Genomic DNA, 15,204 nt, shown 5'->3' on the forward strand with positions numbered 1-15,204 from the left:
ATTAATATAATATGCATAAGACGTATAATATATGCGATTTATACCATATATTAATTATGAATATATGGTATAATATTATCAGAAAGATACTATTCTCTTTTATGTGCAAGGTTTAAAAAAGGGAGTTCAAAATGAAACGCTATCGCTATAACAAAATTAAAGAGATCGTGCAGTCCAAGGCGATTGAAACACAAGAGGAATTAGCTGCGGCTTTACTAGAAGAAGGTATTGAAGTTACACAAGCTACAGTTTCTCGTGATATTAAGGAATTAATGTTAATCAAAATTCCTACAGGCGATGGACATTATCGTTATGCATTATCTCCAGAGGAAAATGTAGTTTTATCTCGTAGTCGTATTAACCGACTATTCCAAGATTCTTTGATTAAGGTTGATCACAGTTTAAACCAAGTTGTATTACATACAATCCCTGGTTCTGCTCAATCTGTAGCATTTTCTATCGACCATGCAAAATGGACTGAAATTATTGGTACATTAGCAGGGGACGATACTATTTTGTTAATTGCAAAATCCGAAGCTGAAGTTCCAGCAATTTTAGCGAAAATTCAAGATTTAATGAAGGACTAATAATATGTTAACGCAAATGAGCATTCGCAACTTTGCGTTGATTGAGCAAATGAATATTTCATTTAATGATGGCATTACTATCTTTACCGGCGAAACTGGGGCAGGGAAATCCATTCTTATGGATGCCTTTAGTATCCTATTAGGAGAACGCGCAAGTAGCGAGTTTATTCGTCACGGTAAAGATAGTTTTGTTATTGATGGAATATTTGATATTGCTAATCACCAAAGTATTCAAGACCTATTAGAGTCTAAAAATATCATGATAGAAGAAGGCCAGTTAATTCTATCTAGATCCTTTAACCGTAATGGCAAATCTAGTATATTGGCTAATGATCAACCAATACCTTTAAAAGCTTTAAAGGAGATTGGTCAATACTTAGCAGATATTCACGGACAATATAGCAACCAACGTTTACTAGACGCTGATACACACCATGAATATTTAGATACTTTTAATAAAGAAGGAAAGGAAGCCTATAAAGCTTATACTGATGCGTATAAAATTTATAAGCAAGCAAAACAAGATGTAGATCATTTACAAGAAAATATGTCTGAGCGCGCTCGAGAGCTCGATATGTTAAGATATCAAATCGACGAAATCGAAGATGCTGGGTTAAGCATTGGTGAGGATATTTCTATTGCGGAAGAACTTAAGCGTCTAGATAGTTTTGAACATATTGATAAGGTATTAGGTTCTTGTTATGATGCCTTTTATAATGGACGTCAACCATTACTTGATACGATTAACTCGATTAAGGTAGAGGTTAATGATCTAGTAAAATATGACAGCGAGTTAAAAGAAGTCTCAGAAATGGTGGACTCTGCTTATTTCCAACTAGAAGAAGCTGCACAATCTTTAGATCGTTACAGGGATACTATCAGCTACGATGAAGAGCGTTATAAATATTGCCAAGACAGAGATACCACAATTTATAGCTTAAAGAAAAAATATGGTGAAACCGTAGAAGATATTCTAGCATACGAAGAAAAGGCGCAATCTCGTTTAGAAGAACTAGAAGACCTTGTATTTGCTCAAGATGAATTAGAAACTCGTCTTGAAGAAGCAAAAAAGGTAGCAGAAGAAGCGTTAACAGTTTTACACGAGGTACGTCAAAAAAATGCAAAAGATATTGCTACGGCCTTACATCAAGAATTAGTGGATCTAGGGATGCCCAAAGGGGATATTCAATTTCATATTGAAGAGGGGACTGAGTTATCCTCATTAGGTGCAAAGTCTATTGAAATGCTATTCTCTGCGAATAAAGGGGAACAGTTATTACCTCTACATAAAGTAGCATCTGGCGGTGAGTTAGCTCGCATTGCATTAGCCTTTAAATCAGTATTCCGTAGTGACGCTTTTAAAACGATGGTATTTGACGAAATTGACGTTGGTATCAGTGGTGATATAGCACTTAAGGTGGCAGAAAAAATACTTAATTTATCTAGAACAAATCAAGTATTTTGTATTACTCATTTGCCTCAAACTGCAAGTATTGCGAAACAACACTATCATCTATCTAAAATCGAGCAAGATGATCGTACAATCTCTACATTAGTAGTCTTAAATGAGGACGAACGAGTAACACAAATCGCGTCTATGATGTCTGGTAAGGGAATGTCTGCTACAGCACTTGCGGCGGCGAAAGAACTTATTGACCATTTTAATTGACTAAAATCGCATAATTACTTATACTAATAGTATTAAATGAATATGTTGATAGAGGTGCGAGTATTAAGAGTAATCATGAGGAGTAGGCATGCATTGATCCATGATAAAAGGGATGCTTGCCGAAGTTCGATGATTGCGACTCATCGTTCTGGTTGTCTATTTAATAGATAGACAACTGTCATCAATCTTGTATTGGTGGAGTGCTATCATTGAGCTTTTCATAAGAGTATATATAGCTATATAATCTATAAGGCCAGTGGATGCATCCACTGGCTTTTTTGGAGGTATATATGATTCGAGTAATGGTAAATGGCGCTGGCGGCAAAATGGGTCGTGAAGTGGTCAAAGCAGTACATAACGATCCTGATTTAACATTAGTTGGTGGTATTGATCCGACTAAGGCAGGGGAAGATGTAGGCTCTGTAGCAGGAATCGAACAATTAGGTATCAAGATGAATGCCTCCATTGATGAGGTATTAGATATAAATAAACCTGATGTGATTGTAGATTTCACTAATCCTGCAGTTATTTATGAAAACGCGAAGAAAATGTTATCCGCTGGTATTCATGTAGTCATCGGTACTACAGGATTGACCGCAGAACAACGTGATGAACTTGATACAATAGGTCGTTCCAATCAAGCAAATTGCTTAGTGGCGCCAAACTTTTCTCTTGGGGCGGTAATGATGATGAAAGTGTCTGCAGAGCTCGCTCCATATTTCCCTAATGTAGAAATTATAGAATTACATCATAATCACAAATACGATGCGCCTTCTGGCACAGCTATTTTAACAGCTAAATTGATTAACGATGCTAAACAAGCTGCTAAGGTAACTGCTGATGAGGATTTAACTCGTGAAAGCTTACCAGGTGCTCGTGGTGCTAAGGTTGACGATGTAACAATTCATAGTGTACGCCTTCCAGGTTATGTGGCTCATCAAGAAGTTTTATTTGGTGGTTATGATGAAACATTAACCATACGTCATGATAGCTTAAGCCGTTTATCTTTTATGCCAGGCGTAGTATTAGCATGTAAAAAAATTAGTTCTAAAACTGGCTTAACATACGGTTTAGAACATTATTTATAATATTTGTGCAAGGAGATGTATCAATGAAAAAACCTAATATTGCAATTCTAGGTGCTACTGGTGCAGTAGGTGCTGAATTTATTACACTTATTGAAGAACGTAACTTTCCTTATGAAAACTTAAAACTATTAGCTTCCGCTCGTTCTGCAGGTACAGAACTTACTGTGAATGGTAAAACATATATTGTAGAAGAAGCAAAACCTGAATCTTTTGATAATATTGATATTGCGCTATTTGCAGGTGGCTCTATATCTAAAACATTAGCGCCAGAAGCCGCTAAACGCGGTGCTATTGTAATCGATAACTCTAGTGCATTCCGTATGGATCCTGAAGTTCCACTCGTAGTACCAGAAGTTAACCCAGAAGATATCTTGAAACATAAAGGTATCATTGCAAATCCTAACTGCTCTACAATTATCATGAGTTTAGGATTAAAACCTCTTCATGATCTCTCTCCAATTAAACGTGTAGTTGTAAGTACATACCAAGCTGTATCTGGGGCAGGTAAAGAAGGTATTGAAGAACTTGAAAATCAAGTAAAACAATATACTGCAGGCGAAGAAATGACAGCAAATCTGTTGCCAACCGGCTCTGCTCCTAAACACTATCCTGTAGCATTCAACTTATTGCCACAAATTGATGTGTTCTTAGAAAATAATTATACTAAAGAAGAAATGAAGATGGTTTACGAAACGCAAAAAATTCTTCATGACGAAACTATTCAAGTAGTCCCAACTACAGTTCGTGTTCCTGTATATCGCTCCCATTCTGAATCTGTCTTGGTAGAAACAGCAGAACCTGTATCTGTAGAGGCTTTCAAGGTGGCATGTGAAAAATTCCCTGGGTTACAAGTTAAAGATAATCCTGCTGAACAAATTTACCCTATGCCATTGTATACATCTAATCAAAACAACTGTGAAATTGGTCGTATTCGTAAAGACTTATATAATGACAAAGGTATGAACTTCTGGATTGTAGGGGATCAAATTCGTAAAGGTGCAGCTCTTAACGCGTTGCAAATTGCTGAGTACTTGGTGGAAAAACAAGCATTTTAATCTATCAAGGGGGGGACATATATGAAAACCTTTGGTCGAGTGTTAACAGCTATGGTGACATCCTTTAATAGTGATGGATCCGTAAATATTGAAAATTGTGTTGCTATCGCCAATCATCTGTTAGATAATGGCTCTGATGGTCTTGTGGTTTGTGGCACAACGGGTGAAAACCCAACTATGTCTAGAGACGAAAAATTAGCTCTATTTAATGCGATTGCAAAAGAATGTGGACATAAAGGTTCGATTATTGCCAATGTAGGTAGTAACGATACAATGGCTTCTGCAGAATTTGTAAAGGAAGTCTCTAAAATCGATGGTATCGATGGTTTGCTAGTTGTAGTACCTTATTACAATAAACCGAACCAACAAGGTCAATATTTGCATTTTAAAACTATTGCAGAAGCTACTACATTGCCAATTATGGTGTATAATGTACCAAGTCGTGTAGGGACAGGTATTTTCCCAACTACCTTAGTTCAACTACATAACGAATATCCACATATTTGTGCTATCAAAGAGGCAAGTGGTAATTTAATGATTGCTTCTGAAATTAAGCGTTTAATGCCTGGAGATGATTTCATGGTATATAGTGGGGACGATGGTCTTACATTACCGATGTTATCTATTGGAGGATGTGGAGTCGTATCTGTAGTATCTCATGTAGCAGGCAAAGATATGAATGCTATGATTCAAGCTTATGAATCTGGCCATAACTACGAAGCGATTCGTATTCATCAAGCTTTATCAGAAATTATAAAAGCGATGTTCATCACCACAAATCCGATTCCTGTTAAATATGCAGCCCGTAAAATTGGCTTACCTGTGGGAAAATTTAATTTACCAATGTGTGAACCAACGGCCGATGAAGCAGCATATATTGATAAAGCATTAGCAGAATATCTAAAATAAAATATCAGTATAAAATAAAAACCAGTGACTACATTGTAGCTACTGGTTTTTATTTTATACTGCAATCTTACTGTTATTTTTGATTAGAGTGACATTATTTGTATTAAATTAATTGTATTTTAATGTAAAAATTTATAATTATGGTATAATTTCTCTGGAGATAGTATTTTTAACTATACTCTAGTCTACTGTTAATTCATGATAAACAGACAAATTGTGAAAGTTCGAACCGACCAATATGGCGGGTACATTTAAAACACAAGGAGTTTAGCATGATACTAACAATGTTAAAAGGTAAAATTCACAGAGCTACTGTGACACAAGCAGAGCTTGATTATGTAGGGAGCATTACAATTGATACAGATTTATTGAATGCATCCGGAATACGAGAATATGAACAAGTTCAAATTGTAAATATTAATAATGGAGCACGTTTTAGTACATATACTATTGCCGGAGAAGCAGGTAGTGGTGTTATATGTTTAAATGGTGCTGCTGCACGACATGTGCAAGTACATGATAAGATAATTATCATGTGTTATGCACAGCTTGATGAAAGCGAAGTTGAGAGCCATAATCCTCTCGTTGTATTTGTAGATAACAATAACAAGATAAGTCATATAAAAAACTATGAGAAACATGGTTTATTAGTTGATCAAAAATAATTGTCATTGATCGAATTACAGTAGACTGTATAGGACTATCTTCGTATTTACAATATAACGGAGGAATATAATGGAATTTATAACAACTATCGAAAATGTACGGAATACAGTAAATAGCTGGAGAAAAGAAGGTTACACAATTGGTTTTGTACCAACCATGGGATTCTTACATGAAGGACATGCTGCATTAATAGATCAAGCTAGAAAAAATAACGATAAGGTCATTGTCTCTATATTTGTAAATCCTATTCAATTTGGAGAAAATGAAGACTTGAGTACTTACCCTCGTGATATTAATAGCGATAAAAAGTTATGTGAATCACATGGTGTTGATCTTATTTTTGCTCCAAATCCGGAGGAAATGTACCAAGATAAAAAGGCATTTGTAAACATTGCGGATTTATCTGATACATTGTGTGGTATTCGCAGACCAATTCACTTTAAAGGCGTTTGCACTGTGGTGGCAAAATTCTTTAATATTATTCAACCAACAAATGCGTATTTTGGTGAAAAAGATGCACAGCAATTAGCCATTATACGTAAAATGGTCTTTGATTTAAATTTTCCTGTCAATATTATTGGTGTTCCCATTGTTCGTGAAGAAGATGGTTTAGCAAAATCTTCTCGTAATACATATTTGTCTAGTGAAGAACGGAAAGCTGCTACAATCTTGTATAAAGCTATTCAATTAGGAAAACAAACTATACAATATGGTTGTCCTGCTAAATGTATCATTGATACTATGACAGACACTATACAAACCGAACCGCTTGCTAAGATAGATTATATTTCAGTTGTTGATGCTAAGACTATGCAACCTGTACAAGAGGTTACTGCTCCAGTATTAGTGGCTATGGCTATATATATTGGTTCTACACGACTTATCGATAACTTCTCATACGATCCAAAATAAGGAGAGAAGTTATGAATCATTTACTTACACTCAACAACGTTCTTTCCAAATACTTGATTTTTATAATCCTAGGCTTTTCATGTATCGCCTATATAGTACCAGAATACTTTACTTGGGCAATCGCTTATACACCATTTTTACTTGGTATAGCAATGTTTGGAATGGGGCTTACTATTAAGTTTGAAAGCTTATGTAGTATCCTTAGGCATCCAAAAGATATTTGTATTGGTGTACTTGCACAATATACGATAATGCCTCTATTAGCCTGGGGAATCTGCCATATATTCACATTATCACCAGATATTGTTATTGGTGTAATATTAGTAGGTTGTTGTCCCGGCGGAACAGCCAGTAATGTTATAACCTATATTGCCAATGGTGATGTCCCTTTATCTGTAGGAATGACTATTACTTCAACATTGATAGCTCCCATAGTTACACCATTATTAATCTTATATATTGGTGGCGCATGGGTAGATGTTCAAGTACTACCTATGATGATTACTATGGTAAAAGTTATTATTGTGCCAATTTTATTAGGCGCAGCAATCCAATATGTATGTAAATCACATATTAATACTTTAACCAGCATTAGTCCGATCTTCTCAATGATTGCTATTATACTATTAATAGCAGCCATTATTGCTATCAACAAGGATAAACTATTCGTTTCTGGGCTTGAAACACTTATTGTTGTTGGTATACATAATATACTAGGTCTACTACTAGGCTTAGGTGTAGGAGCACTGCTTAAATTAAGATATGATAAAACTACAGCGCTAGCAATAGAGGTAGGAATGCAAAATAGTGGTTTAGCCGTAACATTGGCAGCAACAAATTTTGCATTAAATCCATTAGCGACGCTAGTAGGGGCTATTTTTAGTGTATGGCATAATATATCAGGTGCTATTTTTGCTACTCTACGGAGAGAAAATAGTTTACATTAAAAATAAACTTTATATATGTAACAAAAAAACGGCAACAATATGTTGCCGTTTTTTTGTTTATATTCTATCTCGCACAAGACCGATTACGAGACCCTCAATATGACAATCATCTACAATAATTGGATCAAAATCATCATTTTCAGGCTGCAAACGAATGTGACCATTTTCTTTGTAAAAACGTTTTACTGTAGCTTCATCATCGATACGTGCTACAACTACATCGCCATTATTTGCTGTATTTTGATGGCGTACGATGAGCATATCACCTTCATACATACCGATATTCATCATAGATTCGCCTTGAACACGAAGTAAGAAACAATCGGAATCACCAGTTAATTGAACTGGCAATGTAAGCGTGGACTCTAAGTTTTCCACCGCAGTAATAGGCATACCTGCTTGTACAGTACCGATAAGAGGTACTTGTTTAAGACCTGCACCTAAAAACTCAAAGTTATCAGAGCTAGACGTTTCATTACCAGTTACTGAAATAGAAGGTTTAGTATCTTCTAAAACAGTAATAGCACGATTTTTATTTGGATCACGCTTAATATAGCCAAATTTTTCTAGCGCATTCAAATGAGATTGAACAGTAGAAGTGGAACTTAGCCCTACATGTGTACAGATTTCACGAACTGTAGGACAACGATATTCATTATGTAATGAATCTTTTATAAAGTCTAATATACGGCGCTGTTTTGTATTAATATCTGTAGCAGGGCGTCTCACGATAAACCTCCAAAGTCAATCTAATGTCAAAATAATGTCAATATATCTATGCGTAAAAATTACCACATAACGTACTATATAATAAAAATATAAGATATTTACTTAACTTATATACCTATTATAGGCAATTTTAAAAGTTTTTGCAAACATTTGTTCTAAAACGCTTGACCGAACATTCGTTCGTGTGGTATTATAAGCATGTAAACAAACAAATGTTCTCAGATATTATGTTCGATGTAAATGTGAGGTATGAGATGAAAAATATATTGATGATGGTAGGAATGTGCTTAACAGTATTATTTGGTTATAATATGTCAAATCCTACAACAGAGGTAAATACACATAATGTACGTGAAGTAAAGGTTCAAGCAGGTGATACAATGTGGGATATTGCAGCACGTACAGCTCATAAAGATATGGATGTTCGTGAAATGGTATATGCTATGAAGGAACTCAACAATATTAGCGATTCTGGTGCGCTTGTACCTGGTACCGTTTTGAAAGTACCAGCAAATAAATCTGATAGTCCAGTTAGAGCTTTGGACTATATGGCTCAAAACTAAATATATATGGGTTAATCCCACGCAAAAAAGCAGCTACTCTAACAGAGATAGCTGCTTTTTGTTATCTAATGTATGTTATTAAACGATTTATAGTTATTGTCTAAATCAACTGATTTATGATTGTTATCTAAATCGCTTTTCAAAAATTGTAGAGATAGGATTATCTACAAACTTATTCGCTTCATTAATATAACGACGAACCATATTTACACTATGATGACGTGTTTGTCGCATAATATTACGTTCTTCAACACCATAAGCTGCTGCAGTCGTTGCAAAGCCATGACGTAAACTATGGGCGCCATACATAGTCGGATCTAGACCAATAAGAGAAATATATTTTTTTACGATTTCTGAAATCATCTTATCGGATATAGCTGTTTTACGTAAAGACATATTTTTTGTAAACCCTCTAAATACAGGTCCCTCAGTAATACCAGAAGCACGTAACCATTGTTGTAAGGCTCGTACTGCATCTAACGGAGAAGCAGATAAATGTGGGATAGCTACCACGGCACCTTGACCTTCTTGGTCGGCCTTAGAGGATGCTACAAAGATTTCAACACCTTGTGGTAAAAATTGAAGATTTTCTACTGTAATAGCCGCAATCTCACTGCGACGGAAGGCACCCATAAAGCCAATCAAAAGAATAGCTTTATCACGCAATAATTGAAGTTCCGGAACATTTAGCTTAGCCATACAGTCTATAATATCTTCAATATCTTCTAATAAAACTGGTGTTTTCCCTTGTTGAAACGTTCCTTTTAACCGTCTAATGCCACGTAAGGCCTGTTTTACAATAGGTGCCATACATGGATTATTTCTTTGACCAGAAGCATTAAAATTTTCAGATATAGCACTTATACGACGTGAAATTGTATTTGCCTTTGCATAATCTGCTAGATCGTTAATATAATTTACTATTGTTTCTGGTGTAGCTGGAAAATAAGATACCTTTTGATAGGTACACCAATCTACAAAATCGTCCCAATCCGATTCGTAAGCATCAAGAGTATTCTCGGCCTTAGATAACAATATGCTTTGTTTTGCTTTCATAGACAACTTTGTACTATTCATAAGCGCATCGTTATTGCGCAAATAGAAATGTTTTTGTTGTTTCTTAGACTTTGACATAATTCACCCTTACCCCTAAAATATCAATATAATTGTACCATAGATTAGATCTATATATGCTATAATTAGAGAATATAATAACTTATTCGGGAGAATTTACCAATACATGACGAAGAAATATATATTAGTAGGAACAGTCCTTGTTCTTTTAGGTACAACTGGCTGCTCATACATTCCAACAGAAAACATTTCTTATGGTGTATATTATAATGATACAGATCTATCAAATACACCAAAGAACAAATTACAAGCGCGTTTGCAAGAGTTGAACGATAAGATACCTCAGACTATATCTATCGATATGGGAAATAATAAAAAACAACAAGCTACATATCATGATTTAGGCATTCAATTCGATACAGAGGGTTTGGTAAAAGCTATTTCCACATACGGCTATGAGGATGATATGTGGACAGTACTGTCACATAGATTTAATGGATTATTTTATGGTCATCATTTTAAACCACAATATAAGTTAGACGAAGTAAAGGGGAAAACATATCTCACTGAGTTAGCAAAAACAATAGATACACCTGGTCATGATGCATATCTTACTGTTGAAAATGGACAAGTAGTAATACATCCCGCCAAAGAAGGTAAACGTATTGATATCGATGCCACCCTCAAAAAGCTGAAAGATGATTTACAATCTGGCGATAGTATAAATTCACTTTCTATGGTATTTACTACGCAGAATACAGTAAAAGTTACCGATACTGATCTAAAACCTTTAAATACTGTATTAGCATCTTTCACAACGGAGTATAATCCAGGTAATGAAAGCAGAACACATAATATCCAATTAGCTTCTGATAAGATAAATGGTACACTCATTAAGCCAGGCGCACAATTCTCCTTTAACGATGTTGTAGGCGAACGTACTGCAGAAGCTGGCTATGATGATGCACCTGTTATGATTGATGGCAAATTAGTTCCTGGCATTGGTGGCGGTATTTGCCAAGTAAGTTCTACTATTTTTAATACAGCTTTATTATCCGGAATGAATATTGTTGAACGAACTCCTCACTTTGAACCAGTTGGATATATTCAAGCTGGCAGAGATGCTACTGTAGCTTGGGGCTATTTAGATTTTAAGTTTAGAAATCCATATCAGCATTCTATTTATATCTTAAGCGTTATGAATAATGGAACCTTAACTATTTATATTATTGGTACAGCTCAAGATAAACCAAAAAATGTATCTATCTCTGTAGGCGATTACAGTGAGATTCCTAATAAAACAATAACTAAGGTAGATCCATCTTTAAAAGAAAAAGAGGTACAAGAAGGACATGTAGGCTTGAAAATGAATACATATAGAACCATTACATATGGCAACTGGGTTACTCAAACCGATTCCTTTGAGTCTGTATATGACCCAGTAGATACAATTATTACAATGCCTACTACATCTGAAGCAGCAGTAAAAAAAGGTGACAAAAAGAAAACATAATTATAGTTTTTATGAAATATAGCCTAAACTATTGACCATTAGATATAAATAGTTTAGGCTATAATTTGGGCTGTAAATGAGAAATCATTATAGACGTAAATAAATTAGTATAGATTAATTATTAAAATAAAAAGCATAAGATATTCTCAATAATTATCATTTAGATGAGAGTAGAATAGAAGAGGAATTTATGGACACAATTTTACAATTTGATCACTCTTTAATCTTCTATGTACATGAACATTTTGTATATAGTTTTTTAACACCAATTATGGCATTTATTTCAAAAATCACAAGTAATGGCGCATTATGGATTATAATAGCCTTATTATTAATGCTACAAAAAAAATATCGCGTTTTAGGCGTGGCAATTATTATTGCTTTAGGATTTGTATTTATAATTGGCGACCAAGGTTTAAAACCAAATGTAGCGAGATTAAGACCATTTGTTGATTTTCCAAATGTAACGGTGCCGTTAGAATCTGCACTACCAAAAGCTACAAGCTATTCATTCCCATCAGGTCATAGTTTTGGTTCATTTGCATCATCTATGACCATTTACCTAGGCTTAACTCAAATAGCGCCTCAGAAGCGATATTTAGGGATTTTAGCATTGTTAGGTTCAATAGTAGTAGCGTTCTCTAGAGTTTACTTATTTGCGCATTATCCAACAGATGTATTAACAGGTTTAGTATTAGGGATCATCGTAGGATTTATTGCCTGGAAGTTAGCAAGAATTGGTTGGAACTGGTGGACTAACCGTCATAATGATGTAGAATACGAACCATACACATTTAAACGTAAATAAGCAAAAAACTTGATGAAATAAAGGATTGGGCCATTTAGGCCCAATTTTCTTATATAAATTACTTCCGATAATATATCGTTATCGGAAGTTATTTGTGTTCAAAACAAAAACTAGCCTATAAGTCTATAAGCTAGTTTATTTTAGTTAATCAAAATAATCAGTAAAAAATTAATTATTTATCATATGAATCTATTTCTTTTATATATTCCGCTAACTCAGGTTCATCAATAGTAACTTTATCAAACTTAGGTTCAATAATTATATTACCGTTATAATCCATTAGGCCATATTTCCCTTTAGATTTATAAACAAATAAAGCTTTATAAAATGATGTTATATCGTCATCATAATGTGGTAATTTAAATAATTTATAACCTGAGTTTGTATCAATTACATATTTTATTTTATCATAAGTTGCTGTAGTAACTTTATTTAATACATAATTAGGCTTTGATGTATCTATACTATCAAAAACATCAGCATAAAATACACCTGAACTAGCATTAAAAATACTATTACCATATGAATCTTTCAAAATAAAGCTACGATCACTTAATCTTTCATAAGAATAGTTATTCGTAGCAACTATAGTTTGATCTAATGAGTCTACTATACCATACCTATTATTTTTATCAGTCACAACAAAGTACTTAAACTCTTTACCTAAATGTTTTATAGATTTATATTTAGGAGGAATAACGATTATATTATCCTTTGTCTTCATACCATATAAAGTATTACCTTTATCATCTACTTCTGAAAATAAATCATAAACATCTGATGGAGCTCTACTATAAAAATTCTCATCAGAATATGAATCACCTCCCGCACCATCATTATTACGTATTTCTATATAATCATTTCTGTTAATAAGGTCTATAGCTTCATCAACACTAAGTAAAACACCATTTTCTGTAAGATATTTTGTATAATCATCTATAGTATATAATTTATAAAGATATTTTTTATCTTTTCTAGACCAATATTTGGTAATACTCTCTTTGATACTTCTAATAGGACTATCAATAATTGGATTGCCGCTTACTCTATTATATACATACCAATATTCTCCTTTTTTACCTAATATTATAGTATCACTTAAATCATCATAATCAGTAATCACATCATTAATAGCATATGTATCATCTAAGTTTAATAATTTAAAGCCCCCATTAGTGAAAGCTTTAGCAAATTTATAATAGAACTCATATTCATACCCTACTGGTAAATAGGCTAGTTCAACTAAATTTACATATCGTTTTTGACCATTTTCATAAAATGATCCATATACATAGTTATTATTATATCCTTTTATATACTCCACATGTAAGTTATCATATGGGCCCAATATCCATTGTCCTTTTTCATCAACAATGGTATTGCCAGTTTGGGGATTCTAATGTAATATATTCTTTTGCAGCTATTATATTACATGAAACCAATGCTATTGCAAAGCTTAATATAAACTTTCTCATAAAGCACTCCATTACACAACACATCAATAGTTGATTTCATATTAACATATTTATATTCTTTAAATAAACTATACTTTTCATATTCTTAATTATTCTATATGCCAATAAAGTATTATTATTACATAAAATTTATATTGAATTTTTTAGAATTAGATTGTAAAATAGTAATATAAATTATCTAATTTACTCATACTCTTATGGAGGAATTTTATGTGCTGGTGTGATATTGTAAGTAAAGCCAAAATTGGCGGTTTAAAACATTTAGGAAATGGCATGGAGAGTTCTTTAAGATTTCTTGCTGAAATGGTTGTTGGTTTAAGTATTATTCGCGTGTTAGTTAACTGGGTTTTTGGTATCTAATTTCTCAGATGAATATGAACATATTAATAGGCGCTTAGTTATCTAAGCGTCTTATTTTTATATTTTTTGATTTATAAAATTAGTTCCTTAACTACACCCAGTATATTATTCATATGCTTCACTGCAATCAATGTATTCCATAATAATTTGGCAGATCTGACCATCTTTATCAAATGCCCAGTATACTGGATATAAACCATCGCCAAATCCAGATTGAATCATCGGTACAGTCAATTCTGTATCAGGAATTGTGAAGTTAATCCAATCTCCTTTGGAACGTTGGTATTGTGGATATGCCATAGCATTTAATTGGAATAAATCACTATAATAGTCATCGTAGATATTTTTTTCAGGGTAGTTTATATGCCATTGTTCATAAAACTTATTATATGTTTCAATTGTTTGTGCATCTATAATTGTAGCTAAACCTGAATCTACAGGAAATCCAATATAGGTATCTCCATCATCTAAATCGGTTAAGTCTTCAGTTCCTTTTAATGCTAATTCATAGTATACAGGTTCATTGCCACTAAAAACAACTCGACTAGCTACATAACGATATTCATTTGGTTCCATTTCGATTATCTTAGTCTCTAACAAATACGTACCTGGTGTTACCTGTCTAAGATATGTATCTGGTTTGCTTGGTAATGTTACTAGAGGATCACAACACGTAATATAACCTGTTGGAAAATTTACCGTCCACATAGGTAATGTGTGTAACGGAAATCCTTTTAACTCTTTTCGGTTAAATAAATCGTGATATGGTACAGTAGGTTTTAATTTACCTTCAGAACCTAATCGGTTAAAGGTTTGAATCCATTCGCTAGTTAATTTAGATTGTTCCAT

16 protein-coding genes and 1 riboswitch are annotated in these 15,204 nt (G+C 33.7%); of the genes, 12 read left to right on the plus strand and 4 right to left on the minus strand.

From position 1 onward, the window contains the following. Nucleotides 1–131 precede the first annotated feature (131 nt). The 8 genes from argR (at nucleotide 132) to E7K77_RS01630 (ending at nucleotide 7,833) form a co-directional block, all read left to right on the plus strand. On the plus strand, nucleotides 132–587 hold the full coding sequence (gene argR, locus E7K77_RS01595; protein WP_004695825.1) for an arginine repressor: 456 nt from the start codon (nucleotides 132–134) through the stop codon (nucleotides 585–587). Nucleotides 588–591: 4 nt separating this feature from the next. Beyond that, the gene (gene recN / locus E7K77_RS01600; protein ID WP_215675655.1) at nucleotides 592–2,256 is read left to right on the plus strand and encodes a DNA repair protein RecN; all 1,665 of its coding nucleotides are present in this window, start codon (nucleotides 592–594) and stop codon (nucleotides 2,254–2,256) included. 41 nt (nucleotides 2,257–2,297) lie between these two features. Beyond that, nucleotides 2,298–2,470, plus strand: a riboswitch (Lysine riboswitch). Between the two features lie 76 nt (nucleotides 2,471–2,546). After that, nucleotides 2,547–3,344 (plus strand): 4-hydroxy-tetrahydrodipicolinate reductase, encoded by a 798-nt coding sequence (dapB, locus tag E7K77_RS01605; RefSeq protein ID WP_077708418.1) that lies wholly within the window; start codon nucleotides 2,547–2,549, stop codon nucleotides 3,342–3,344. Between the two features lie 23 nt (nucleotides 3,345–3,367). Then, a complete protein-coding gene (locus tag E7K77_RS01610; RefSeq protein ID WP_215675653.1) occupies nucleotides 3,368–4,399 on the plus strand; it encodes an aspartate-semialdehyde dehydrogenase in 1,032 nt (343 codons plus the stop codon). A gap of 21 nt (nucleotides 4,400–4,420) precedes the next feature. Further along, nucleotides 4,421–5,308, plus strand: coding sequence for a 4-hydroxy-tetrahydrodipicolinate synthase (gene dapA, locus E7K77_RS01615; RefSeq protein ID WP_215675651.1), 888 nt, complete (start codon nucleotides 4,421–4,423; stop codon nucleotides 5,306–5,308). Nucleotides 5,309–5,580: 272 nt separating this feature from the next. After that, nucleotides 5,581–5,973: an aspartate 1-decarboxylase gene (gene panD / locus E7K77_RS01620; RefSeq protein ID WP_004695834.1), complete on the plus strand. Its 393-nt coding sequence runs from the start codon at nucleotides 5,581–5,583 to the stop codon at nucleotides 5,971–5,973. A 70-nt stretch (nucleotides 5,974–6,043) separates the two neighbouring features. Continuing rightward, nucleotides 6,044–6,886, plus strand: a complete 843-nt coding sequence (gene panC / locus E7K77_RS01625; protein ID WP_215675648.1) for a pantoate--beta-alanine ligase — start codon at nucleotides 6,044–6,046, stop codon at nucleotides 6,884–6,886. An 11-nt stretch (nucleotides 6,887–6,897) separates the two neighbouring features. Further along, nucleotides 6,898–7,833 (plus strand): bile acid:sodium symporter family protein, encoded by a 936-nt coding sequence (locus E7K77_RS01630; RefSeq protein ID WP_101928275.1) that lies wholly within the window; start codon nucleotides 6,898–6,900, stop codon nucleotides 7,831–7,833. A gap of 57 nt (nucleotides 7,834–7,890) precedes the next feature. On the opposite strand, the gene lexA is transcribed toward E7K77_RS01630, so the two are convergent. Then, on the minus strand, nucleotides 7,891–8,562 hold the full coding sequence (gene lexA, locus E7K77_RS01635; protein WP_012864371.1) for a transcriptional repressor LexA: 672 nt from the start codon (nucleotides 8,560–8,562) through the stop codon (nucleotides 7,891–7,893). A 254-nt stretch (nucleotides 8,563–8,816) separates the two neighbouring features. Between lexA and E7K77_RS01640 the strand changes: the two genes are divergently transcribed. After that, complete coding sequence (locus E7K77_RS01640) at nucleotides 8,817–9,125, plus strand: LysM peptidoglycan-binding domain-containing protein (protein ID WP_215675645.1); 309 nt, start codon at nucleotides 8,817–8,819, stop codon at nucleotides 9,123–9,125. A gap of 123 nt (nucleotides 9,126–9,248) precedes the next feature. Here the strand turns inward: E7K77_RS01640 and E7K77_RS01645 are convergent, their stop codons facing one another. Next, nucleotides 9,249–10,259: a site-specific integrase gene (locus E7K77_RS01645; RefSeq protein ID WP_215675643.1), complete on the minus strand. Its 1,011-nt coding sequence runs from the start codon at nucleotides 10,257–10,259 to the stop codon at nucleotides 9,249–9,251. Between the two features lie 106 nt (nucleotides 10,260–10,365). On the opposite strand from E7K77_RS01645, the gene E7K77_RS01650 reads away from it, so the two are divergent. Continuing rightward, on the plus strand, nucleotides 10,366–11,712 hold the full coding sequence (locus E7K77_RS01650; protein WP_004695846.1) for a VanW family protein: 1,347 nt from the start codon (nucleotides 10,366–10,368) through the stop codon (nucleotides 11,710–11,712). 190 nt (nucleotides 11,713–11,902) lie between these two features. Beyond that, nucleotides 11,903–12,520 carry a phosphatase PAP2 family protein gene (locus E7K77_RS01655; RefSeq protein ID WP_004695848.1) on the plus strand — a complete coding sequence of 206 codons (618 nt, stop codon included), beginning with the start codon at nucleotides 11,903–11,905 and terminating at the stop codon, nucleotides 12,518–12,520. 172 nt (nucleotides 12,521–12,692) lie between these two features. Here the strand turns inward: E7K77_RS01655 and E7K77_RS01660 are convergent, their stop codons facing one another. Continuing rightward, nucleotides 12,693–13,868, minus strand: coding sequence for a hypothetical protein (locus E7K77_RS01660; protein WP_325305999.1), 1,176 nt, complete (start codon nucleotides 13,866–13,868; stop codon nucleotides 12,693–12,695). A gap of 337 nt (nucleotides 13,869–14,205) precedes the next feature. On the opposite strand from E7K77_RS01660, the gene E7K77_RS01665 reads away from it, so the two are divergent. Continuing rightward, nucleotides 14,206–14,355 (plus strand): hypothetical protein, encoded by a 150-nt coding sequence (locus tag E7K77_RS01665; RefSeq protein ID WP_004695850.1) that lies wholly within the window; start codon nucleotides 14,206–14,208, stop codon nucleotides 14,353–14,355. Nucleotides 14,356–14,460: 105 nt separating this feature from the next. Here E7K77_RS01665 and E7K77_RS01670 read toward each other — a convergent pair whose 3' ends face one another. Further along, entirely contained in the window at nucleotides 14,461–15,204 is a 744-nt protein-coding gene (locus tag E7K77_RS01670) for a DUF4241 domain-containing protein (RefSeq protein ID WP_156697547.1), read from the minus strand.

Source organism: Veillonella parvula, from assembly GCF_032577575.1.
Classification (GTDB): Bacteria; Bacillota; Negativicutes; order Veillonellales; family Veillonellaceae; genus Veillonella.

Bases quoted from the DNA above. Each gene is read 5' to 3' on its own strand.
- E7K77_RS01665 (WP_004695850.1), top strand. From the start codon at position 14,206: ATGTGCTGGTGTGATATTGTAAGTAAAGCCAAAATTGGCGGTTTAAAA.
- panC (WP_215675648.1), top strand. From the start codon at position 6,044: ATGGAATTTATAACAACTATCGAAAATGTACGGAATACAGTAAATAGC.
- E7K77_RS01645 (WP_215675643.1), bottom strand. From the start codon at position 10,259: ATGTCAAAGTCTAAGAAACAACAAAAACATTTCTATTTGCGCAATAAC.
- dapA (WP_215675651.1), top strand. From the start codon at position 4,421: ATGAAAACCTTTGGTCGAGTGTTAACAGCTATGGTGACATCCTTTAAT.
- E7K77_RS01655 (WP_004695848.1), top strand. From the start codon at position 11,903: ATGGACACAATTTTACAATTTGATCACTCTTTAATCTTCTATGTACAT.
- E7K77_RS01610 (WP_215675653.1), top strand. From the start codon at position 3,368: ATGAAAAAACCTAATATTGCAATTCTAGGTGCTACTGGTGCAGTAGGT.
- panD (WP_004695834.1), top strand. From the start codon at position 5,581: ATGATACTAACAATGTTAAAAGGTAAAATTCACAGAGCTACTGTGACA.
- recN (WP_215675655.1), top strand. From the start codon at position 592: ATGTTAACGCAAATGAGCATTCGCAACTTTGCGTTGATTGAGCAAATG.
- dapB (WP_077708418.1), top strand. From the start codon at position 2,547: ATGATTCGAGTAATGGTAAATGGCGCTGGCGGCAAAATGGGTCGTGAA.
- E7K77_RS01630 (WP_101928275.1), top strand. From the start codon at position 6,898: ATGAATCATTTACTTACACTCAACAACGTTCTTTCCAAATACTTGATT.
- argR (WP_004695825.1), top strand. From the start codon at position 132: ATGAAACGCTATCGCTATAACAAAATTAAAGAGATCGTGCAGTCCAAG.
- E7K77_RS01650 (WP_004695846.1), top strand. From the start codon at position 10,366: ATGACGAAGAAATATATATTAGTAGGAACAGTCCTTGTTCTTTTAGGT.
- E7K77_RS01640 (WP_215675645.1), top strand. From the start codon at position 8,817: ATGAAAAATATATTGATGATGGTAGGAATGTGCTTAACAGTATTATTT.
- E7K77_RS01670 (WP_156697547.1), bottom strand. From the start codon at position 15,204: ATGGAACAATCTAAATTAACTAGCGAATGGATTCAAACCTTTAACCGA.